This window comes from Enterobacter soli ATCC BAA-2102 (assembly GCF_001654845.1).
Taxonomy (GTDB): domain Bacteria; phylum Pseudomonadota; class Gammaproteobacteria; order Enterobacterales; family Enterobacteriaceae; genus Enterobacter; species Enterobacter soli.
This window is the reverse complement of sequence record NZ_LXES01000038.1, coordinates 115,419-138,662: the sequence shown is the minus strand read 5'-3', so window position 1 is coordinate 138,662 and position 23,244 is coordinate 115,419. Positions and strand designations below refer to the sequence as shown.

Genomic DNA, 23,244 nt, shown 5'->3' with positions numbered 1-23,244 from the left:
TATGTAAAGAAGTTTAAAGATAACGCAGCCGTAAGCACAAGTTAAGTGAATAAAAAAAGCGGCGCTTCTGCGCCGCCCTTTGTAACAAAACGCGTTAAGACGCGTCGGCCGTTCCTGGCATCGACTCCGGCGGCTGCGGTGCGAAACCGCGCAACCCGACCACGTGTACGTGTTCGCTATTCTGGAACACTTTACGCACCAGCTTATAGGTTGTGCCTTTTTCCGGGCTGATGTTCTCAGGCGCTGCGATGATGAGCTGCATATCAAGACGATCGCAGAGCTCAAACAGCGTGGCAATCGAGCGGGCATCAAGACGTGCCGCTTCATCAAGGAACAGCAGACGGCATGGAGAGATGTCTTTGCCGCGCAGACGACGCGCTTCATCTTCCCAGCTCTGAACAACCATCACCAGAATCGACATACCCGTACCGATAGCTTCACCGGTAGAGAGTGCGCCAGATTCCGCACGCAGCCAGCCGTCGGAACCACGGTTAACCTCAACTTCCATTTCCAGGTAGTTACGGTAATCCAGCAACTCTTCACCAATGGTTTGCGGCGTACGTTGGCCCATATCGATCTGCGGATTCAGACGCTGATACAGCTTCGCCAGCGCTTCCGAGAAGGTCAGGCGGTTGCTGTTGAACAGGTCCTGATGCTGCTCATGCTGTTCAGATAACACATCCAGCAGCGTGGCGTGGGCTTCACGCACGTTCACGTTCAGGCGCACGCTGTTCACCTGGCCAAAGGATACGCTTTGCAGCCCCTGGTTCAGCTGACGAATACGGTTCTGCTCGCGCTGGATAGTCTTACGAATAATGTTTGCCACGCTGCGGGAGCTGATCGCCAGCTTCTGCTCACGTGAAGTCAGTTCTTCCGTCAGACGGCCCAGCTCGATTTCCATCTGTTCGATGGCTTCGACCGGATCGTCGGTACGGATGATATCCTGACGAATACGCTCGCGCAGGTGCTGGTAAACGGCCACGAAGAACTGAATTTTACGCTCAGGACGTTTTGGATCTTCCGACATACGCAGCACATCGCGCAGGTGTTCGTTATCTGCCACCGCCAGACGCAGGGCACCCAATGCCTTATCCGACATAGAGCGCAGTTCGTCCGCAGACAGGTAAGCCAGCTCGCGACGGTGCAGACGACGTTCAACGTTATTGTCTTTCACCATGCGCATCACCGCGCACCAGCCCGCCTTCGCGGTCACCACCTGCTCACGCATCTCAAAGTAATCGCGCTCCAGCTTGCGCAGACGACGGGTCAGGTTATCCATCTCCGCTTCACAGAAGGTCAGTGCTTTTTCCAGTTGATTACGGCGCGCGCGGTTGTTGCTGAGCTGGCTATGCAGCTCGTCACGACGAATACGCGCACGCTCTTCGGCGCCGCTGTCGGCACGCACGCCAATATCCTGGAGCTCTTTATGCAGGTCGTTTAACAGCTCTTTCTTGGTGTCGAACGAGCTTTTCAGCGAGGCCATGACCTGGCTGTACTGGCTAAGCTGCGCGGCGTGGCTACGCATCGCTTCACGGGCACGGGTACGCTCTGCTTCGGCGTGCTCAAGACGCTGGCGCAGCTTCTCGTTAAGATCACTGTTGCCGCTCAGCATTTCTGCTGAATCAGAGTAGCCAAAGTGAGCACGACGCTGAACGACTTCGGTCAGCGCAAATGCCTGCTGGCGTGCTTCGCGCTGTACCTGCTGAGACCAGGCGTAATCTTCTTTTAACTGTTCAAACTGTTCAGGATCGCTCTGCAATACCGAAACGATCGGCTCCAGTTTCGCCAGCTGGTTGCCATGCTGCTGCACAAAGCGTGCAGCTTCCTGTGCTTCGTCCAGGCGTTCCTGAATTTCATCCACACGGTCAGCAAGGGTGTCGTCTGCCAGCAGGTTCAGGCGCGGCAGAATGCGGTTTAGCGCGGCAACGCCCTCTTTCGCCTGCTCAAATTGCGCACGGCTCTGCTGGTTATCGCTTTCATGATTGGCAATGGCGCGCTCCAGCTCACCACGACGCGTGCTGAGCTTGCGAATTTCGGCTTCCGGATCCGCTTCAAAAGCAACGGCCAGATGGCTACCGATAAAGCGGCTGAACGCCTGGTGCAGACGCTGGGTTTTCTGTACGTCAAACGACAGGGTCGCAAAACGCTCAGAGAGCGTTTCACGCTCGGCGTGCAGACTTTCGATGCGGTTTTCACGCGCTGCGCGGCCAAACAATGGCAGTTCAGGGAAGCGGGAATAACGCCACTGACGGTCAGCGATTTTCACTACTACCGCTTTTTCCAGCTCATCCACGCTGAACACGCTGTCATCGAACGACTGCGGATCCCCTTCGATCAGATAGAGGTCTTCCGGGCAATCTTCCAGACCGGCAAGCTGATCGGCAATCAGCGACAGATCCGGGACGACAATCGCGTTACGGGACGGGCCATACAGCGCAGAGAAGTACGGCGCATCATCCAGACCCACGTCATCGTAAATCTCGGACAGCAGCACGCCGCCAAAACGTTCTGCCAGGGTATTCAGGCGTGCGTCTTCCGCACCACCCGGCTGACTTAAACGTTCAATTTCGTCATCAACATCACGCTTACGTGCGCCGACTTCATCACGCTCAACAATTGCCTCGCGCTCGCGCTCCAGCAGTTGTTGCAGATATTCGGTGACTTGCTGACTGGACTCAAACTCTTCACCGCACTGCTCGCTGAGCTGGCTCAGGCTGCTTTGCGCGGCAAGCCAGACTGGCGCACGCTGCAACAGCGTCTGAGAACGGGACTGAAGTTGTTCCATCTCCTGGCGCAGCGTCATACGCTGTTCGCTGGCGCTGGATACGGTGTCGGAAAGCGCGGCAATACGTGCTTCCAGCTCCTGATGCAGTGTCTCGAGAGAGTCGATATCGTAATGTTTGCCCTGACGCTTGCAGAAATCGGCCAGCAGACGCTCGGCTTCCTGCTGTTCGCGCAGACGCTGTTCCAGTTCGTTCAGGCGCATCCGCAGTGGCTGAACCTGCTCGGCCAGATGGCGCTGGTTCACGCCATCGCGCAGCAATTCACGGGCAACGTCCCACGCTTCGTTACGCGCCAGTGGGCCGTTAATGGCCACAACCAGTTGATACGCTTGCTCAAACTGGCTGTGCGCCGTTTGCGCCACGCTCATTTTCTGATCGAGCGACAGCAGTTTTTCGGTCGCTTCCTGCTCTTTCGCCTGGAAGGTGTCCAGCCATTCGTCAGCGCTTTCCGGCGTTAAGTCCGGCAGATGGCACAGCTCTTTCGCACGTTGTAATGCCTGCAATGCCTGGTTGTACTGAATGGCACGCGTCTGCTGAACGTCCAGCGCCTGCTGGTAATCAGCAAGCTGGCTTTTCAGCTCATCCACTTCCAGCTCGGCGGCTTCGGCGCGGGCTTCGTTCTCGTCCTGCATGTCGGCGGCTTCAGCCACCACTTCATTTTGCTCTTCGAGACGAATTTGCAGCTCATCGAGATCCGCTTCGTAGCGCTCGATTTTTTCCTGCTGACGCAGCGCAGTTTGCACCAGGTTCAGGTGATCGCTGGCGGCCTGATAATCGGCCTCAAGGTCCCCTTCAGCACCGTTGTGCTCGCCCAGCTCACGCGCCATCTCAACGTGTTTGTACTGTTCGGCCACCAGCTGTTTGCGGGAGGTGAACAGTTCGCGACGATACTCAAGCGCCTGGTCGAGATGCACCCGGCGCTCGTTGGCATGACGCATGTAATCAGCGGCCACGTAGTTAGTGGCTTCGCTGATCAGATGTTTAAACAGGTCGCGATCGGACTGAGTCACGCGAATGGCTTCCAGCGTCATGCGGTTTTCACGCAGCGCCGCTTCCATATCCTGGAAAGCTTTACGCACGCCGCTGTTTTCCGGCAACAGGTAGTCGCGCAGGGAGCGGGTAATGGCACTGGAAATACCGCCGTACAGCGAGGCTTCAATCAGACGGTAGTATTTACTACGGTCAGACGCAGTGCGCAGACGACGAGCCACCACGCCCAGGTCGAACATCAGCGAGTGGTAATCAGTAATCGAGTTGAACTGCTTGAACTGCACGCCTTCGATAGTTTCGAGCTTATCTTTTAGCTCTTGCAGCGTCAGCACGCGCGCCTGGCGTTCGTTCAGTGTTTCCGTCAGCAGCGCAGTCGGCTGCACAGACGTTGGCAGCCCCTGAATCGCAAAAGGTTTAATATCCACTTTACGGTCGCGCCCGGCAACCTGCTGTAAACGCACACCCACGACAACACGCTGGTGTCGGGAGTTGATCACGTCCAGCACGGAATAACAGACACCGGCTTTCAGCTTACCGTGCAGGCCTTTATCACGAGAGCCGCTGGTTGCCCCTGCTTCGGTGGTATTACGGAAGTGCAGCAGCGTTAAATCCGGGATAAGCGCTGTGACAAACGCCGCCATGGTCGTGGATTTACCCGCACCGTTACCGCCGGAGAGCGTCGTAACCAGCTCATCCAGATCGAAGGTTCGGGCAAAGAAACCGTTCCAGTTAATCAGCGTTAGTGAGCGAAATTTACCGCGTTCAATCATTACTCTTCCTCCCCGCTATCCGCCTGGTTCTCTTCATGCTCTTCATTGAGCTGCAATTGGTTTTCCACCGGCATCGCTTCACCATCACGGATCATGCGCAGCTGCGCTTCACGGGCATCGTCGCCCGCACGCACATCAGCGCCAAAGCGGAAGACGGATTCGGTGATGCGGAACTTGCTGCTGTCATGGCCCATAAACCAGACCATACCCAGACGACGCAGGCGGTTCAGGGAAGAACGCACTTTTTCCTGTAATTTCTGACGATCGAGATCCGAACCCGTAGAGCGGTTATTCACCAGCTTGAGCAGTTTGCTTTCGTCTGCCAACGACAGCAGCTCGTCGTAAAGCTCCTGCTGGGTGAAGATCCCTTCATTTGCCAGACGTTCCGGGCTGAGATAGAGATAGCAAAGAATTTTACCAACCATCATATCCAGCTCTGAAAGCACTGAGCGAGGGATAAGCGTGGTGGAACGCGGACGCAGGTAGAAAAAACCTTCCGGCGCACGGATAAGCTCAACGTTATAACGCGCGTAAAATTCTTCCAGGTACTCCTGGAAATCCATCAAAAAGGCGTGATTATCCAGCTCGTCAAGGCCAATATGACGACCGGCACGCAGCTGGCTGTCCAGCGCCGGAAACAACGGATTCGCCAGCGCCTGTGCCAGCTTAACTGGCATCACTTGTTCAATATTTGTCAATGACATGCGCCTGTACCTTGGCTCCGTAATCGTTAATCGGCTGCCATTTCGGTGGCAGGCCGGTGAAATCTGCTTGTGCTACGCCCAGGCGAACCGCCTGATCGACAACAATACGTGCAATATCGAAATGGCGCGCCCGTGGATATTGCGCCAGATAGTCGCGCACCACTAGCCCGAGATCCAGCGGCACTTGTCTGGTTTTGTAGACGGCGAGCTGTTCTTCGATCATCGCTGCAAGTTGTTCGCGAATTTCGTTGAATTCTTCGTATTCGAGATCCGGTGGCAGTTCCCCTGTCACCTCTTCATCGCGCAGCGCCATCTCTTCGTCACGCATATCGAGCAGACGGTCAGCGTTGGCGTAGGTCAATGCCCATGGCGCATCAAAATAGGTTTGCACCGACTGGCGCAGACGCTGGGCAAAGACGCGGTTTTTGTCCATATCGATCGCGGTACGGATAAATTTATGCACGTGGCGATCGTAGCCAATCCACAAGTCGATAGATTGCTGACCCCAGCTGATAATACGGTCGAGCTTACTTTGCAGATCAAAGACCAGACGATCGACAAAATGCAGATCGTCGTGCGCCAGAGTCGCATCCTGAATACGCAGCAGGTTGGCCTGAAGCTTATCGCCTGCCGCTTCCAGCGTATCCTGCAATTCACGCAGCGTACCGGACGTTTCTGACAGCAAAAGTTCACAGCTGGAAATCGCCGCTCGCCAGTCTTTATTCAGCAACTGGGCAATATCGTCTTTAACCTGCTGCTGCTGTTCGTCCATCAGACGCTGGGTCAGGTCGATACTGTCGAAAATTTCCGCCACCGAATATTTCAGCGGCGCATAAACATTGCGGTGCCAGTGGAACTCATCACCGTTTTCATCCGCCGCATCTGCCGCGCGCTTAAGCTCGCCTGCCACGATGGACAGCTGCATAGAAAGGCGCAGCGTCGAGAATTCGCGCTGGCGGATGTAGTAATCGGTGATACCGATGCCCAGTGGCGTCAGACGATAAATGGCGTTTCCTTCCGCCTGCTCGCTGGTAAAGCGGTTCAGCAGACGTTGACGCACCATATCGTTGATCGCGTTGTTGGCACGCACGCTAATGGTTTCGCTGGTTTGCTCAAACGCATCACTGACATGGCGGAACGCATCCACCAGTTCACCCTCGCTCATTTCTCCATCCAGACGCTCGCCGTTCAGCGTAGCAACCGCCAGCAGGAAAGAGAGACGGTCTACCGGCAGCGTGATGGAGAAATCATTTTTCCTGGCCCAGGCAACCAGTTCGGGGACTGTCTGGGAAAATTCACTCATAGATTATCCTTGCTCTGCGGCTTACGCGCGGTGACGTGAATGTAGCGGCCAAGGCTCAGGTAAGGCTCCTGGCGGCAATACCGCGTTTCTATTTCTGTTAAGGCGTCTAAACAGTCATGCTGTTTTTGTTTATCACGCAGATAATCATGAAACACCCTCACGCCTGTTTTACCGGTGATCTCCCAGCCGATCTCCTCCAGCCAGCCGTAAACCTGCTGCGGTTCGCGCGGGAAATCCGGTGAAAGCGTGCGTCGTTTCTTTTTATACATACCCTGCTGCACGTAGCCAAAATTGCCCACCAGGACGTTACGCATCAGCAGGCCATTTGCATTGTAGAACATCAGCGATAACGCACCGCCGGGGCACAACATCGACCACAACGTTTTTAAGACCGCTTGCGGTTCGGCCACCCATTCGAGCACAGCATGAAACAATATCAGATCAACCTGAGTTTCCAAATGCTGCGGGATGTCCTGAGCGGCGCAATGTATAAAATGCATGTTGTCGCTCACACCTTTCTCTTCTGCCGCACGTTGCGCGCGCGCAACCATCTCAGCGGACAAATCGCAAAGCGTGACGTGATGACCCCGCTGTGCCATCAGAATGGCAGTCTGACCTTCCCCGCCACCGGCATCCAGCACGCGCAACTTGCGGTCACCGAAATCAGCAAGCAGCTTGTCCAGATCCTGCCAGAGGATCGTCTGCCGCAGCTGACCTTTGGTGGTGCCATAAATGTTGCGCGAAAACTTTTCCGCGATGTCATCAAAATTGCGATCCCGCATTGGGAGAGTTCCACTCGCTAACAGCAAAACCGCTATTTTGTCATACCCGGGCGGAGAATGAACCTCTCTGGTGTAAGATCACAGGTAATCGCCTGCTGTATGGTCAAAAAAGGAACCAAAAAGGATGCTTTTTACCCTGAAAAAAACCATTGGAGGCATGATGCTTCCCCTTCCGTTGCTGCTGATGCTTATCGCCCTGGGCCTGGCGCTGGTGTGGTTTAGCCGCTTTCAGAAAAGTGGCAAATCGATCATTACGCTCGGCTGGCTGGCGTTGCTGCTGTTAAGCCTGCAACCCGTCGCGGATAGCTTATTGCGCCCGATTGAAAATAAGTACCCGACCTGGCAGGGAAATCAGAAAATCGGATATATCGTGGTGCTGGGTGGCGGTTACACCTGGGATCCACAGTGGGCGCCAAGCTCGAACCTGATCAATAACAGTCTTCCCCGGCTAAACGAAGGCATCCGCCTGTGGCTGGCGAATCCGGGAGCTAAGATGATTTTCACGGGGGCGGCGGCAAAAACGAATCCGGTCAGCACTGCAGAAGCTGGTGCCAGAGTAGCTGAATCACTGGGCGTACCGCGTACATCGATCATCACGCTGGACAGCCCAAAAGACACGGAAGAAGAAGCGGCTGCGGTGAAACAAGCCATTGGCGATGCGCCATTCTTACTGGTGACATCGGCGTCGCACTTACCCAGAGCGATGATTTTCTTCGAGAAACAGGGTTTACACCCGCTGCCGGCCCCCGCCAACCAGATGGCTATCTCTGCGCCTCTTAACCCGTGGGAACGGGCGATCCCGTCCCCGGTATGGTTGATGCACAGCGATCGCGTGGGCTACGAGACGCTCGGGCGCATCTGGCAGTGGCTAAAAGGCTCGTCAGGCGAGCCAGGGCAGGAGTGATTTTGTCGCGAGATCGAAGTTGGCGCGATTAAATCGCCCGGTATTAACCAGTTGCGCCACTTCATCCCATAACAGATAGAGCCAGCGTCGCCAGATAAATGCCTCAGCAACTGGCGCGCGTTGCAGGTAATGCCACAGCAACCCTTCCGCGAAAGCGCTGTCGTTTAGCCTGAACAGCTCGAACTCACGGGGTGCCCAGAGCATGACCCCGGGCCCTACCATCGCCAGCAGCTGATCGCTGCGGGAGTCTTTTAACATGCTGCGCAGGGTAAAATTGCCATGGATCAGCACGCAGTTGTCGTTAAACCCTTCAAACAAGGCCGGCAAGCATTCGCGGGTGCGAAATAGGATACGTTTATCCTGCATGGACAGGCCGGTATTGCTGAACTGGTTTAGCGTTCCCCATAACACTTCAACGCGCTGGCGATACCAGAGAGGCCACAAATTTTCCTGTGTGCTATCGACAGCCCCCACCAGACCGCGGCTATCCTGTCGATGCCATGCGAGCAGCGCTTCAACAATCTGATCTTTTAGTTGCTCCCAGCGTTCCGGCGTACGAGCCGGGGCTTCGACGGACACCCCGCGTAACCGTTCAATCAAAAGCACATCCGGGCCGGGGTGTTCTTCGTGCGTCATCACGCCGTATACCGTTGGCATCCGCACCGTTCCTTCCCTTGCCAGCATCGACATTTTCCAGGCCAGCTGTCTGGCGACACCCGGCGAGGTAAAACTTCTGGCCATCAGCGGCATTGGGTTTCCCTGACTGTCATACAATGACCATAGTGCGGTGTCTGCCTTCTCATTCACGCACTCAACCCGGCTTAATTTCTCGCCAAGCAGATGGCTAAGTTCGGCACGCAGCTGTTCCATATGAGATTACCCCCATTAAGACTACTGCTTTTATAATGAGCGTGCTGGCGACGGTTGTCACCCGAATGAGATCAATTATGGGAAAGAAAAAGGAGAAAAGCCCAGGCGGTGAAACATCCCCCCTGGCGAGGGGATGCTGAGAGATTAACGCAGCTCTGCGCGAACGCGTTCGAGATCTTCTGGCGTGTCAACCCCTGTGCCAGGGACTTCCTGAGCGACGGCAACGTGGATCTTCTCGCCGTACCACAGCACGCGAAGCTGTTCGAGCATTTCGATATGTTCCAGCGGACTTGGTGCCCAGGTGACATAGCGGCGGATAAAGCCTGCGCGGTAGCCATAAATCCCCAGATGGCGTAAGAACGTATCGCCAATCGCCTCTTTCGACGCGGCAAAACGATCGCGATCCCACGGGATCGTCGCACGGGAGAAATAAAGCGCGTAGCCTTCTGCGTCCATCACCACTTTCACCGCATTCGGGTTGAACGCTTCTTCCGCGTGGTGAATAGGTACTGCAAGCGTAGCCATTCCTACCTTACGCTGGGCCAGATTTTCCGCAACCTGGCGGATAATCACCGCCGGGATCATCGGCTCATCGCCCTGCACGTTTACAATGACGGTATCGTCACTGAAACCGCATTTTTCGACCACTTCAGCCAGACGCTCGGTACCAGACTGGTGATCGACACGAGTCATGCACACTTCGCCACCCGCTGCTTCTACCGCACGGGCGACATCAGGGTGATCGGTTGCCACGATGACGCGATCGGCACCCGATTCGCGGGCGCGATCGAGGACATGCACAATCATTGGCTTGCCGTTGATATCCACCAGCGGCTTACCTGGCAGGCGTGTTGAAGCATAACGCGCAGGAATAATGACAACAAAACTCATGGTTTGCTCTCTTCTGCCACCAGTGAACGGGATTCGTTTTCCAGCAGAACCGGAATACCGTCACGCAGAGGGAAAGCCAGGCTGTCCAGTTTGCAAATCAGTTCTTGTTTATCCTGGCTGTAGTACAGTTTGCCGTTGCACACCGGGCAGGCAATAATTTCAAGTAAACGGTGATCCATAGTTCCTCCGTATGGGTAATCCCTAAAGCTTATCACAATCCCTTTTCAGGGAGTGCCTGTTTCCCAGCCACTTCGACAGGCAGTAAACAGTCCGTCAGGTAAACGCCCCAGCGTCACTTCCCGGGCGCCCTGCCAGACGGCAAAATCCGTCATTGCGGTGGCTAACCCTTTTTCAAGCGTCGCGGTCACTTTTATCCCCTCTTCAAGATAGAGAGCGATAACCTCGAGTACGCCCGTTTTGCGGTGCATCTTGGCATCCATACGCCCGACCAGTTGCCCTTTATGCAGCAGCGGTAAAACGAAATAGCCGTACTGACGTTTTGGCGCCGGGGTGTAGCACTCCAGCCGGTAGCTGAAGTTAAACAGCTGCTCGGCACGTTTTCTGTCCCAGACCACCGGATCAAAAGGTGAAAGCACCGCGCTGTGCGTCGCCTGGAGCTTACCCTCCTGCGCCTGCGGCAACAGGGGCAGCAAATCGGCGTCCAGCCACATCTCACCGAGCGTTTCGACTTCAACCGGAATAACACGCTGCGCCTGTTGCCACATATCCAGCAGAGGTTTTAGCGCTGGCTGGCGAAGCCGGTAGTAATCCGCCAGCCACTGCGGGCGAAAGATCCCCAGACTGCGGGCGCTGTTTGCCAACATGATGGCTTCGGCATCCCCCTGCGAGAGCAGGTCTCGCTGGTCATCCCAGTGCGGCATTACGCGGTGCGTGAGGTCATACACTCGCTGAAAATTGCGACGTTCTATCACCATCACCTTTCCTGAAGTAAACAGCCCTTCAAGATGGCGCTTGTGCGGTTTCCACTCCCACCAGCCGCTCGCTCCTTTTCGCGGATGCTCAAAATCAACCGAACGAACCGGGCCGTTTTCCTGAATATGGGCAATCAGTTGTTCGATTTCCGCAGCGTGCTCCCGCATCCACTCCTGACGGTATTTCCAGCCCATTTTATCCGGGGAGAGCATCCGGTGGCGTACCAGCGAAAAATCGCTGCGCGGCAGGAAACAGGCTTCATGCGCCCAGTATTCCATTAACTCGCCCTGGCTGAGCGCGTTGTCCAGCCACTGAGGCTGATACGCGCCCAGACGGCTAAACAGCACCAGATAGGGGCTACGAGCCACGATGTTAATGGTGTCAATTTGCAGCAGCGACATGCGCTGCACGGTGGAAAGGATATCGGAAGGTTGTGCGCGGCGACGGGGCTTTTTCAGCAGCCCCTGCGCGGCAAGGTGTAGATTACGTGCGGCTGAGAGTGAGAGTTGCGGTAAAGACATGCGTTTTCCTGTCAGTCAAAGCGCCACCAGAACCGCGTTTGCGACTAATGCATCAACGCAATCAGGTCCTTTAGCAATTGTTCCGGTTGCTCACCGCTGAGTTCAGCGTCAACCGGCAGATACCACCAGTTCTCTTTTGCAAAGGGGCGGCATTTCACTGCGTCTTTTTCTGTCATGATAAGCGTCTGCCCGGGAACGGTAAATGCTGCAACCTGTTCCGGCACCAATGCCTGATGGTCGGCCAGTGGGACACGCTTCTCAATCCTTGCCCCGCATTGCTCCAGAGTAGCGAAGAAACGAGGTGGATGCCCAATCCCCGCCATCGCGACCAGAGCGGGAAGTTGCGCAACGGCCTTGCGTTCCCCGGTCAGCAAATTCACGGCCAGTCCAGGATGGAGATGCATAGGAATTTCACCCTGCTGCGCCACGCCACCATTCACAATGACCGCATCAACTGACTTGAGTCGGGAAGCACGTTCGCGCATCGGCCCGGCGGGTAACCACCAGCCATTGCCAAAACGACGAACGCCATCAATGACCACAATCTCTTTGTCACGCGCCAGCGCGTAATGTTGCAGACCGTCGTCAGTGATGATGATTTGTACGTCATGTTCAGCGAGGAGAGCCTGAACCGCTTCGCTACGTACAGGCGACACCGCAACAGGAGCACCTGTTCGCTGGTAGATTAAAACAGGCTCATCACCTGCTTCACTCGTCAGCGTGTCGGATGTCAGCAACAACGGATACTTAGCCGCTTTACCACCGTAACCGCGCGATACCACCCCAACGCGAATACCGCGCGCTTTAAGTTGTTCCACCAGCCAGATAACGACCGGCGTTTTGCCATTTCCACCGGCAGTCAGATTACCGACCACCACAACAGGAACCGGCGCACGCCAGGCACGTTTTATCCCCAGACGATAAAGCAGGCTGATGACACCGCTCACCAGACCGTAAAGCCAGGAGAGCGGCAAAAGCAACAGCCACAGTGGGGATTCACCTGACCAGATGCGTGCGATCATTCGCCAAACTGCATCTTGTGAAGCTGGGCGTAAACGCCACGATGCGCCAGCAGATCGGCATGGCTGCCACGTTCGACAATCAGGCCATCTTCAACAACAACGATTTCATCCGCCTGCTCGATAGTCGACAGACGGTGCGCAATCACCAGTGACGTGCGGTTCTTTTGCAGTTCATCCAGCGCAGACTGAATGGCTCGCTCAGATTCCGTATCCAGTGCTGAGGTCGCTTCATCGAGGATCAGGATTGGGCTATCGCGCAGCAGCGCGCGCGCAATGGCGATACGCTGACGCTGGCCACCCGAGAGCAGGACACCGTTCTCACCGATGACCGTATCAAGTCCGTTATCCATCTTGTTGATAAAGTCCATCGCGTAGGCCATGCGCGCAGCGTTTTCAATCTGCTCGCGGCTGTACTCTTCAGTACGAGCATAAGCGATGTTGTTGGCAACCGTATCGTTAAACAGATGGACGTTCTGGGACACCAGCGCAACCTGATTACGCAGCGATTGCAGTGTGTATTCCCTGAGGTCGTGGCCGTCTAACAGGATCTCACCTTCGTTAATGTCGTAGAAACGCGTGATCAGGCTGGCAATAGTAGACTTACCTGAACCAGAACGTCCCACCAGCGCAACGGTTTTACCCGCCGGAATATTCAGGCTGATGTTGCGCAGCGCAGGGGTTTCGCGGCCCGGGTAGGTGAAGGTGACGTTACGGAATTCAACGTCACCCTGGGCGCGCTCAATAACGCGTTTGCCTTCGTCTTTTTCCTGTTCGGAATCCAGGATGCTGAACAGTGTCTGACAAGCCGCCATACCGCGCTGGAACTGCGCGTTCACGTTGGTCAGAGATTTCAGCGGACGCATCAGCGCAATCATCGAGGAGAAGACCACGGTGATGGTACCGGCAGTCAGGGTTTCCATCACGCTTGGGAAGCTTGCAGCATACAGGACAAACGCCAGCGCCAGAGACGCAATCAGCTGAATGACCGGGTCGGAAATTGAGGAGGCCGACACCATTTTCATCCCCTGGAGACGCATCTTGTTGCTGACCTTATCAAAGCGTTTTGTTTCGACTTCCTGACCGCCGAAAATTAACACTTCTTTATGCCCTTTCAGCATCTGCTCCGCGCTGGTCGTCACCTGCCCCATGGTGTTCTGCATGTTCTTACTGATATTACGGAAACGCTTAGAAACCATGCGGATCGCAATAGAGACAATCGGTGCCAGAACAATGAGGATGATCGACAGCTGCCAGCTGTAATAGAACATCATGATAAACAGGCCGATGATCGACGCACCTTCACGCACAACGGTAATCAGTGCGCTGGAGGAGGAGGACGCAACTTGCTCTGAGTCGTAAGTGATACGTGACAACAACGTCCCGGTAGACTGCTTGTCAAAGAAAGAGACTGGCATCCCCATCATATGACTGAACAGTCGACGACGCATGGTCATAACCACTTTTCCCGACACCCATGAAATGCAGTAGCTGGAAATATAGCTGGTGATACCGCGTAAGATCATCAGTCCGATAACCACCAGAGGCATCCATAGCAGCACTGAGCGATCCGTTTTACCAAAACCGTCATCCAGTAACGGTTTGAGAAGCGATAGCATAAAAGTATCGCTGGCTGCGTTGAGGATTAACGCTACACCCGCCACGATCAAGCCTGTTTTAAAAGGTGCAATCATCGGCCAGAGTCGGCGGAACGTTTGCCACGTGGAGAGATCTTTGTCGTTATGCATTCAAAAAACCAGCACTTGTTGAAATAGCCGCATATTCTACCCGTTATCTACTGGCTCGCCAAACCACTGATGATACCAACGCTGTAAATATTGATCACGTAAGCGGCGGATTTGCCAGCCATGTTGCGAAAAAGTCACAGAGATTTGTCCAGATTGAGGTGTATCCAGCCAAAAATAGCCCTCTTTCCTGTAACGTCGGACCACTTTGGTCGACGGAAATCGCCATGCGTTATAGCGTGCTGCGGAGGCCAGTGCGACCTTCCCTTCCGTGCGCTGCACCAGTGGCAGTGAAGAAGAGGTGTTACTTCCATGATGAGGCACCTGAATGAGTGTAGACGTAAGATAACGCCAGTGATGGCTTACCATCGCCTGCTCAGCCTTAGCCTCAATATCCCCCGTCAACAGAATGCTCTGCTCGCCATCATCGATTTTTACCACGCATGAGCGATTATTCCCCGCTTCAGACAACGCTTCAGGCGGCCAGTGAACGGTGAAGGTTAACCCTCGCCATCGCCATTGTTGCCCACGAAAACAGGGAAGATGGCCTGCCCAGCGCAGCGGGCTTCTTATCCTTATGGCCGGCCAGGCTTTCTGTAATGAGGGTAGTCCTCCGACATGATCAAGATGCTCATGACTCAGGATAACCCCCTCGGGGACCAGGTGATGCCAGCGTAGCCAGGGAATAATAACCTGCTGGGCACTGTCGCCACCCGGCCAGGCAAGCCCGGTATCGTACAGAATCGCCCTCCCGTCACGCTCAACAACCATAGCCAGCCCCTGCCCCACATCGAGCATATGCAGCGTCCAGCTATCATTTTTCACCGTTCTCCAGAGCGGGAATGTCAGTAAAACAGTGCCAGCAAGGCACACCGCCGGCGCTGTTTTCCAGAGTTGCAAGCGCCAGCCAATAACGGCGAACCAGGGAAGCAGTGTTAAATATTGCCAGCGTTCATCAATGTCCTGCCAGCCATCGGGTAAATGCATCAATAACCAGAACAGCAGCGCCAGGGATTTATCCGCCATAAACCAGATAGCCGTTTCCAGTACAGCTAACGGCAGCAAATGCAGCAACATGCCAAGCAGGATCAGCGGAACGGAGATGAACGTCACGAGAGGGACGGCAAACAGATTAGCCACTAACGAAGAGAGACTCATGCCATGGAAAATCAGTACCTGCAATGGCAACAGCAGCAGCAACATGCCCACCTGTAGATACAGCAGCTCCACAAATGGCTTTAGCCAGCGGTTCAGTCGCCAGGACGGCAGCGGTAACCATTGATACCAGAATATCAGTGCCGCTACCGCAAAAGCGGACAATACGAGGCTCTGCGAAAGCACAGCCATCGGGTCAACAACCAGAATAGTGGCCACACAGCACAGCCAGACCTGCCAGGCTGACCATCGTCGCCCGCTGAGTCGTAATACAGCAAAGGTCGCAAGCGAGATAACAGTTCGTAATGCCGGCGGTTGTAGGCCTGTCAGCCACGCATAGAAGGCGGCAAAAAACAGCCCCGCCAGTAAAGGCATCCGCCAGTTAATGACGTGGCTGGGTAAAAAAAACTGTCCCCCTCGGGCCAGTAGCCAAATAACCGATGCGGCAAGCGCAATGTGTAGCCCGGATATGGCCATCAGATGAATCGTGCCTGTCTCGCGCATCAGATTATTGATTTCCCGGGACACTGCCAGACGCTCTCCCATTCCCAGGCCCAGGATCACCGGCCCCCAGCGATAAGGCGAAAGCGTATTTCGCAAAGAAGCTAGATAGCGTGAACGTAAACTACAGGAACCCTCGACAATTTCTGCCGCTGTAAATCTGCCGGTCAGCGTTTGATGTCGGGCAAATGCGTTTCGCTGTGAATCAAAGCCGCCATCATTTAACTCACCATGTACGGCCCTGAGGCGCAGCGTCATTGCCCAGCGTTGCCCTGCACAGGCTGCCTGCGGTAAGTCATTGCCGTATAACACCACGCCCGTTGCGGGCCACCAGCGCTTTCCATTCAGGGAAACAATCGTTCCTTTATGGGTCGTTGCGCCATCCGTTTCAGTAATCACCACCTCAGCCTGTTGTGCTCCACGGGTTAAATGCTGCATCGGCCAGACGTGCTCCATTGTCGACAATACTGCCCAGGAAAAGAAGAGCATCCACAGGCCAGTAAAGCGCAATACCGTTAAGCGTTGTAATGAGAACACAATCCCTGCTGCGATCATCACCCACACCCCATGTATACCCGGCAACACGGGCAACCAGAGCAACGGTATTATTGCCAGAATGACACACGCACCGATCGTCGGTATCCCCATCACAACCTCCCTGTTTTGCAGGAGTATGTGGCTGATAAGGGTGAGAGTCAGGCGGAGAAAGAGAGAACTACAGCGGGCGCTGTAATGATTTTTTCAGTTTGCGGAAAAACAACAACAGAATTGCGGGACGTCTTCAGAAGAGAAAAAATACAAACAAAAAAGCACCCTAAGGTGCTTTCTTTTTAACCCAGTTTAACCCTGACGGCTAAACTCAGTTGCCATAAATATTGGCGCGATCGCGCAGTTCTTTACCCGGCTTAAAGTGTGGAACGTATTTACCTTCCAGCTCTACTTTATCACCAGTCTTCGGGTTACGCCCGGTACGTGGAGCACGGTAGTGCAGAGAAAAACTTCCGAAACCGCGGATTTCAATGCGCTCGCCCTGGGCAAGAGTGGTGGCCATATGCTCCAGCATCTCTTTAACAGCATCTTCCACAGCCTTCGCCGGGACATGCGGTTGCTGACTGGCAAGTCTCTCAATCAATTCTGACTTGGTCATGATTCCTCCGGTTCCTTCAAACCAATTAGCTGAACAGCTCATTAAACAAGGGCGGCCGTAGCCGCCCTTTGTTATTGATTACAGGACGAATCCTGCAATCTGTCAAGTCTGCTCCTCATCCTTCTCACTGTAATTGCGTTACAGCTCAAATGATGCAGAGAACTTGATATTACTCGCCTTTAGCTGCTTTGAAAGCTTCAGCCATTGCGTTGTTAGAGAAGTTTGCATCTTCCTGTTTGTTAACAGTTGCGATTGCATCTTTCTCGTCAGCTTCGTCTTTAGCACGTACGGACAGGCTGATTGCGCGGTTCTTACGGTCAACACCGGTGAACTTAGCTTCAACGTCGTCGCCAACGCTCAGAACCAGAGTTGCATCTTCAACGCGGTCACGTGAAGCTTCGGAAGCGCGCAGGTAACCTTCAACGCCGTCAGCCAGTTCTACGGTTGCGCCTTTAGCGTCAACTGCAGTCACTTTACCGTTTACGATTGCGCCTTTCTTGTTCAGTGCAACCCAGTTGTTGAACGGATCTTCTGCGAGCTGTTTAACGCCCAGGGAGATACGCTCACGCTCTGCGTCAACTTGCAGAACAACTGCTGCGATTTCGTCGCCTTTTTTGTATTCACGAACTGCTTCTTCGCCTGCAACGTTCCAGGAGATGTCAGACAGGTGAACCAGGCCATCGATGCCGCCGTCCAGGCCGATGAAGATACCGAAGTCAGTGATAGACTTGATTTTACCTTCAACACGGTCACCCTTGTTGTGGGTTTCCGCGAACTGCTGCCATGGGTTGTTTTTGCACTGTTTCAGGCCCAGGGAGATACGACGACGTTCTTCGTCGATATCCAGAACCATAACTTCCACTACATCACCAACGTTAACAACTTTGGATGGGTGGATGTTTTTGTTGGTCCAGTCCATTTCGGAAACGTGCACCAGACCTTCAACGCCTTCTTCGATTTCAACGAAGCAGCCGTAGTCAGTCAGGTTGGTCACGCGACCAGTCAGTTTAGTACCTTCTGGGTAACGTTTAGCGATAGCAACCCATGGATCTTCGCCCAGCTGTTTCAGGCCGAGGGATACACGAGTACGTTCGCGGTCGAACTTCAGCACTTTAACAGTGATTTCGTCGCCAACGTTCACGATTTCGCTTGGGTGCTTAACGCGTTTCCACGCCATGTCGGTGATGTGCAGCAGGCCATCAACGCCGCCCAGGTCAACGAATGCGCCGTAGTCAGTGAGGTTCTTAACGATACCTTTGACTTCCATGCCTTCCTGCAGGTTTTCCAGCAGCTGATCGCGTTCTGCGCTGTTTTCGGATTCGATAACGGCACGACGGGATACAACAACGTTGTTACGCTTCTGGTCCAGCTTGATAACTTTGAACTCAAGCTCTTTGCCTTCCAGGTGCAGGGTGTCACGAACTGGACGAACGTCTACCAGTGAACCTGGCAGGAACGCACGAATACCGTTCAGCTCAACAGTGAAGCCACCTTTAACTTTGCCGTTGATAACACCGACCACAGTTTCAGCTTCTTCGTAAGCTTTTTCCAGCGTGATCCAAGCTTCGTGACGCTTAGCTTTTTCACGGGACAGCAGGGTTTCGCCGAAGCCGTCTTCTACTGCGTCCAGCGCAACGTCAACTTCGTCACCGACCTGAATTTCCAGTTCGCCGGCTGCGTTTTTGAACTGCTCTGCAGGAATTGCAGATTCAGATTTCAGACCCGCATCAACCAGGACTACGTCTTTGTCGATAGCAACAACAACGCCACGAACGATGGAACCCGGACGGGTTTCGATTGTTTTTAAAGATTCTTCAAATAGTTGAGCAAAAGATTCAGTCATGTTTAATCTTCAGAGTTAGATTTAACGTCCACCTGGCTTCATGCCGGATGGGGTTGTTTCACATACCCGCTCACAATCCATTGCAGCGGGGGTACTACAAATTCTGTCGCGATTACGCGAGTGCCAGTTTTTGGCGCGCATATTGTAGCGCTTTTTCAATCACTTGCTCAATAGTTAAACTGGTTGAATCCAGCACTAATGCATCTTCTGCAGGAACAAGTGGAGCGACGGCGCGGTTACGATCGCGGTCATCGCGCTCTTTTATCTCGGATAAAAGGCGATCAAAGTTAACACTAAAGCCCTTCTCCTGCAACTGAAGCATACGGCGATGCGCACGTTCTTCAGAGGAAGCATCAAGGAAAATTTTAACAGGTGCATCAGGGAACACCACGGTACCCATGTCACGCCCATCGGCTATCAGGCCTGGTGCTTCACGGAAGCCGCGCTGACGACGCAACAGCGCCTCACGAACTCGCGGGAACGCAGCAACCTGAGAGGCGGCATTAGCCACTTCCTGAGTGCGGATTTCACCGCTCACATCTTCCCCTTCCAGGATCACTTCAAGGTTGCCGTCGGTCGACACAAAACGCACGTCCAGGTGCGCAGCCAGCGGTACCAGCGCTTCTTCAGATGCGACATCCACATGGTGATGCAGCGCAGCCAGGGCCAGCACGCGATAGATTGCTCCCGAATCTAAAAGATGCCATTGCAATGCTTCCGCCATCGCCTTGCACAGAGTACCTTTCCCTGCGCCACTAGGCCCATCAATGGTGATTACCGGGGCAACTGCCGTCATCTTTTTCTCCTTAATAAAGGCATACCGTTAACATAAACGCCGCGCATTATACGCGCCAACGTGCGCAACTGTTACCTTTGCGTGCAAATTACGGATTTAATGAAGCAGAGTGTAGAAGAAATGGGCAGGAATGAACGTCAGGAAGCGTAAGGAAATGCCGCATCGCAGGATGCGGCATAATGTCATCAGGCCAGCGTGCTAATACGCGCCAGCTGTTCGAAGTAGTCCGGGAAGGTTTTCGCCGTACATTTCGGGTCGAGAATGGTGACAGGCGTGTCGGACAACGCCACCAGCGAGAAACACATCGCCATACGGTGATCGTTGTAGGTGCCAATTTCAGCAACCTGCAATTTGGCCGGAGGCGTCACGCGAATGTAGTCTTCGCCCTCTTCTACCTCTGCGCCCACTTTACGCAGTTCGGTCGCCATCGCAAACAGGCGGTCAGTTTCTTTCACACGCCAGTTATAGATATTACGCAGCGTGGTGGTGCCTTTCGCAAACAGCGCGGCTGTCGCAATAGTCATCGCGGCATCCGGGATATGGTTCATGTCCATATCAATGGCGTTCAGCTCGCCATGCGTACAGGAGATGAAATCATCACCCCAGGTCACAACAGCACCCATTTTTTCCAGTACGTCAGCAAAACGGATATCGCCCTGCACACTGTTACGGCCAATACCGGTCACTTTCACCGTACCGCCTTTAATCGCACCGGCCGCCAGGAAGTAAGACGCCGAGGACGCATCGCCTTCAACCAGGTAGTTGCCCGGGGACTGGTACTGTTGCCCACCACGCACGACAAAGCGCTGGTACGCCTGGTTTTCAACGTCAACACCGAAGGTTTTCATCAGGTGCAGCGTGATATCGATGTAAGGTTTAGAAACCAGGTCACCTTTAATGGTGATAACCGTATCCTGCGGTGCCAGTGGCGCGGTCATCAGCAACGCGGTCAGGAACTGACTTGATACGCTACCGTCAACCTCAACGGAACCACCGGTAAAACCACCGCGCAGACGCAGTGGCGGATAATTTTCCTGCTCCAGATAATCAATCTGCGCGCCGCCCTGACGAAGGGCATCCACCAGATGGCCGATCGGACGCTCTTTCATGCGCGGCTCACCGGTCAGCACAATATTATTGCTGCCCAGACACAGGGCTGCCGCCAGCGGGCGCATCGCGGTACCAGCGTTCCCGAGGAACAGTTCCAGCTCTTCTCCAGCGTGCAGTGCACCGCCGTTGCCGGTCACTTCGCAACGCGTACGGTCGTCAGACAGCGTGTAATGAACTCCCAACGCTTTCAGCGCATTGAGCATATGGCGAACATCATCGCTGTCCAACAGGTTTGTAAGGACGGTGGTGCCGTTTGCCAGAGCTGCCAGCAGCAGAGCGCGGTTCGAGACACTTTTTGAACCAGGCAGATTAATGGTGCCATCTACCCGCGCGATAGGTTGTAACGTCAGGGATTCCATGAAACTTAACTCTCAACTCAACATAATAAAAACCCCGCAGCATAACTGCGGGGGTGAAAAACAGCGTGATTAACCGCGGCGACGTTCGAAGTCGACCATGAAATCGGTTAACGCTTTTACGCCTTCCAGCGGCATGGCGTTATAAATAGAAGCACGCATCCCACCCACTACGCGGTGTCCTTTCAGCGCGTGCAGACCCGCCGCGAAGGACTCTTCAAGGAAGAGTTTATCCAGGCTGCTGTCGTCGAGCTGGAACGGTACGTTCATGCGGGAGCGGTTAGATTGCGCCACGTCATTACGGTAAAAATCGCTCTTATCAATCACACCGTACAGAAGATCGGCTTTTTGCTGATTGATCTTGTCCATCTGCGCCACGCCGCCATTCTGCTTCAGCCATTTGAAGACCAGACCTGCCAGATACCAGGCAAATGTTGGCGGGGTGTTGAACATAGAGTCGTTGTCGTTCAGCACGGTGTAATCAAGGATGGACGGGCATGACGTATGGGCTTTGCCCAGCAGATCTTCACGCACGATGACCAGCGTCAGCCCAGCCGGGCCGATATTTTTCTGCGCGCCCGCGTAGATGACACCGAAACGGCTGACATCAATTGGCGCGGAGAGGATTGTTGAGGAGTAGTCGGCAGCCACCACCACATCTTTGCCGAAATTCGGGGTCTCATCGATGGCAATACCGTCGATGGTTTCGTTCGGGCAATAGTGCAGGTATGCAGCGTTGTCAGAAAGCTGCCACTCGCTCATCGGCTTAACAGCGCGCAGGCCGTCAACGGTGATTTTGCCGTCAATCACATTCGGTGAGCAGTATTTTTTGGCTTCTTTAACGGCGCTTGCCGCCCAGTAGCCCGCATCAACGTAGTCAGCAGTGGTTTTGTCGCCCAGGATGTTCAGCGGTACGCCAGCAAACTGACCGCGACCGCCGCCGTGGCAGAACAATACTTTGTAGTTCGAGGGAATATTCAGCAGATCGCGAAAATCCTTTTCTGCTTCTTCAGCCACCTGAATAAATTCTTTGCCACGGTGACTGATTTCCATCACCGACGTGCCCAGACCCTGCCAGTCACAAAGTTCCTGTTGAGCCTGTTTGAGCACATCCGCCGGTAACATTGCCGGACCTGAACTGAAATTAAAGACTTGAGCCATTTCCCTCACCACGCTAAAAGCAATAAGTTATTACTGTGGATATCGGTTTTATCATTCAGTGACACGCGCCGCAATGTCTAAAACTTATGACCGGCGAAATGTGCCCGTCGTCACACAATACAATCTGCCACCCCACTGTAACAAAACCGACAAAATGGCTGTCAGGTGATACGTTTGGCCCGGCTCACCTTCGACCATTCTGGATTCGCGCAGCGGGGACATAATTGATGCTCTCCTGCCTGCATCGCTTCGACATGGCTGCATCTTATACAAGCATACTCACCCGTTTCCGGTATCGTCTTAAACCGCGCCACAAAGCTTTCAGGAAGAATACACAGTCCAGGCCTCACATCATCATCGTGATAGTAATAAATGCTGATTTGTCCGTTCGTTTCCATAATGGCCAGACGCACCTGCCCGAGCTGTTCTACGCTGTTGAGGCGCAGCTCCATAAAGAATTCAAATTCCGTCATATTGGCCCCGCGGACTTTCTCCCAGGCCAGTTGCCCCTCTTCGACGATGACCACCGGCTTCCCTTCGAGCAGGTCTTCCAGCTTTTCGCTTTTTGACATCAGCCACATCACCAGCCGGTACAGCAAGGCCAGCGAGACAAAAACCACGAAGACCGGCACCATCGGCACATCGTCATAAAAAGCAACATCCCCGGCCGCGGATCCCAGCGTCAGGATGATCAGCACTTCAAAAAGCGACATCTGACGAACGCCGCGACGCCCGGTAATTTTGAGGAAAAGAAAGACCAGGACGAAGGTATAAAGACTACGCAGCGCCACCTCCCATAAAAAATCGGGTGGAACTTTGTCAAATGCCATCCGATGAAGATCGAATGCTTTCATTTTTCTATGCCTTAACAGTGGGTTACTGTCACTAAGCATAGCCCAGTCATTTATTTTCGCCGAAGATAGCACCCGTCACGCAAAACCCGTATCATTGCGCGCTTTA

The 23,244-nt window shown here is 54.1% G+C and carries 19 protein-coding genes; 2 read left to right on the top strand and 17 right to left on the bottom strand.

All coding sequences use genetic code 11. The features are described 5' to 3' along the window. Positions 1-94: 94 nt before the first annotated feature. Genes mukB through cmoM form a run of 4 tightly spaced genes read right to left on the bottom strand, consistent with a single transcriptional unit; the run spans position 95 to position 7,332 of the window. The gene (mukB, locus tag M987_RS13175; protein ID WP_014069596.1) at positions 95-4,543 is read right to left on the bottom strand and encodes a chromosome partition protein MukB; all 4,449 of its coding nucleotides are present in this window, start codon (positions 4,541-4,543) and stop codon (positions 95-97) included. Beyond that, entirely contained in the window at positions 4,543-5,247 is a 705-nt protein-coding gene (mukE, locus tag M987_RS13170) for a chromosome partition protein MukE (protein ID WP_014069595.1), read from the bottom strand. Before mukE ends, mukB begins: the two co-directional genes overlap by 1 nt. Then, a complete protein-coding gene (gene mukF / locus M987_RS13165; RefSeq protein ID WP_014069594.1) occupies positions 5,228-6,550 on the bottom strand; it encodes a chromosome partition protein MukF in 1,323 nt (440 codons plus the stop codon). Before mukF ends, mukE begins: the two co-directional genes overlap by 20 nt. After that, positions 6,547-7,332: a tRNA uridine 5-oxyacetic acid(34) methyltransferase CmoM gene (cmoM, locus tag M987_RS13160; RefSeq protein ID WP_014069593.1), complete on the bottom strand. Its 786-nt coding sequence runs from the start codon at positions 7,330-7,332 to the stop codon at positions 6,547-6,549. Before cmoM ends, mukF begins: the two co-directional genes overlap by 4 nt. A gap of 124 nt (positions 7,333-7,456) precedes the next feature. On the opposite strand from cmoM, the gene elyC reads away from it, so the two are divergent. Beyond that, on the top strand, positions 7,457-8,236 hold the full coding sequence (elyC, locus tag M987_RS13155) for an envelope biogenesis factor ElyC (RefSeq protein ID WP_064555866.1): 780 nt from the start codon (positions 7,457-7,459) through the stop codon (positions 8,234-8,236). Here elyC and M987_RS13150 read toward each other — a convergent pair. From M987_RS13150 to M987_RS13120, 7 genes are all read right to left on the bottom strand, one after another. Then, complete coding sequence (locus M987_RS13150) at positions 8,213-9,106, bottom strand: YcbJ family phosphotransferase (protein WP_014069591.1); 894 nt, start codon at positions 9,104-9,106, stop codon at positions 8,213-8,215. The two genes, elyC and M987_RS13150, sit on opposite strands and share 24 nt — an antisense overlap. 144 nt (positions 9,107-9,250) lie before the next feature. Then, on the bottom strand, positions 9,251-9,997 hold the full coding sequence (gene kdsB, locus M987_RS13145) for a 3-deoxy-manno-octulosonate cytidylyltransferase (RefSeq protein ID WP_014069590.1): 747 nt from the start codon (positions 9,995-9,997) through the stop codon (positions 9,251-9,253). After that, entirely contained in the window at positions 9,994-10,176 is a 183-nt protein-coding gene (ycaR, locus tag M987_RS13140) for a protein YcaR (protein ID WP_014069589.1), read from the bottom strand. The genes kdsB and ycaR overlap by 4 nt, the downstream gene beginning before the upstream one ends. Before the next feature lie 45 nt (positions 10,177-10,221). Further along, positions 10,222-11,451, bottom strand: coding sequence for a winged helix-turn-helix domain-containing protein (locus M987_RS13135; RefSeq protein ID WP_014069588.1), 1,230 nt, complete (start codon positions 11,449-11,451; stop codon positions 10,222-10,224). Between the two features lie 44 nt (positions 11,452-11,495). Next, complete coding sequence (lpxK, locus tag M987_RS13130) at positions 11,496-12,473, bottom strand: tetraacyldisaccharide 4'-kinase (protein ID WP_014069587.1); 978 nt, start codon at positions 12,471-12,473, stop codon at positions 11,496-11,498. Then, on the bottom strand, positions 12,470-14,218 hold the full coding sequence (gene msbA / locus M987_RS13125) for a lipid A ABC transporter ATP-binding protein/permease MsbA (RefSeq protein WP_014069586.1): 1,749 nt from the start codon (positions 14,216-14,218) through the stop codon (positions 12,470-12,472). Before msbA ends, lpxK begins: the two co-directional genes overlap by 4 nt. 36 nt (positions 14,219-14,254) lie before the next feature. After that, complete coding sequence (locus tag M987_RS13120) at positions 14,255-16,519, bottom strand: ComEC family protein (RefSeq protein ID WP_014069585.1); 2,265 nt, start codon at positions 16,517-16,519, stop codon at positions 14,255-14,257. Positions 16,520-16,546: 27 nt separating this feature from the next. Here M987_RS13120 and M987_RS24675 point away from each other — a divergent pair, with 27 nt between their 5' ends. Further along, on the top strand, positions 16,547-16,705 hold the full coding sequence (locus tag M987_RS24675; protein ID WP_157506102.1) for a hypothetical protein: 159 nt from the start codon (positions 16,547-16,549) through the stop codon (positions 16,703-16,705). A gap of 25 nt (positions 16,706-16,730) precedes the next feature. On the opposite strand, the gene ihfB is transcribed toward M987_RS24675, so the two are convergent. The 6 genes from ihfB to M987_RS13090 all read right to left on the bottom strand — a co-directional run bounded on the left by ihfB (position 16,731) and on the right by M987_RS13090 (position 23,138). Then, positions 16,731-17,018 (bottom strand): integration host factor subunit beta, encoded by a 288-nt coding sequence (ihfB, locus tag M987_RS13115; RefSeq protein WP_014069584.1) that lies wholly within the window; start codon positions 17,016-17,018, stop codon positions 16,731-16,733. Between the two features lie 169 nt (positions 17,019-17,187). Beyond that, entirely contained in the window at positions 17,188-18,861 is a 1,674-nt protein-coding gene (gene rpsA, locus M987_RS13110) for a 30S ribosomal protein S1 (protein WP_014069583.1), read from the bottom strand. Between the two features lie 112 nt (positions 18,862-18,973). Further along, entirely contained in the window at positions 18,974-19,657 is a 684-nt protein-coding gene (cmk, locus tag M987_RS13105; protein ID WP_014069582.1) for a (d)CMP kinase, read from the bottom strand. Between the two features lie 185 nt (positions 19,658-19,842). Then, positions 19,843-21,126 carry a 3-phosphoshikimate 1-carboxyvinyltransferase gene (aroA, locus tag M987_RS13100; RefSeq protein ID WP_014069581.1) on the bottom strand — a complete coding sequence of 428 codons (1,284 nt, stop codon included), beginning with the start codon at positions 21,124-21,126 and terminating at the stop codon, positions 19,843-19,845. 69 nt (positions 21,127-21,195) lie between these two features. Next, complete coding sequence (serC, locus tag M987_RS13095; protein WP_014069580.1) at positions 21,196-22,284, bottom strand: 3-phosphoserine/phosphohydroxythreonine transaminase; 1,089 nt, start codon at positions 22,282-22,284, stop codon at positions 21,196-21,198. Positions 22,285-22,445: 161 nt separating this feature from the next. Further along, on the bottom strand, positions 22,446-23,138 hold the full coding sequence (locus M987_RS13090) for a DUF421 domain-containing protein (protein WP_014069578.1): 693 nt from the start codon (positions 23,136-23,138) through the stop codon (positions 22,446-22,448). Positions 23,139-23,244: the final 106 nt, after the last annotated feature.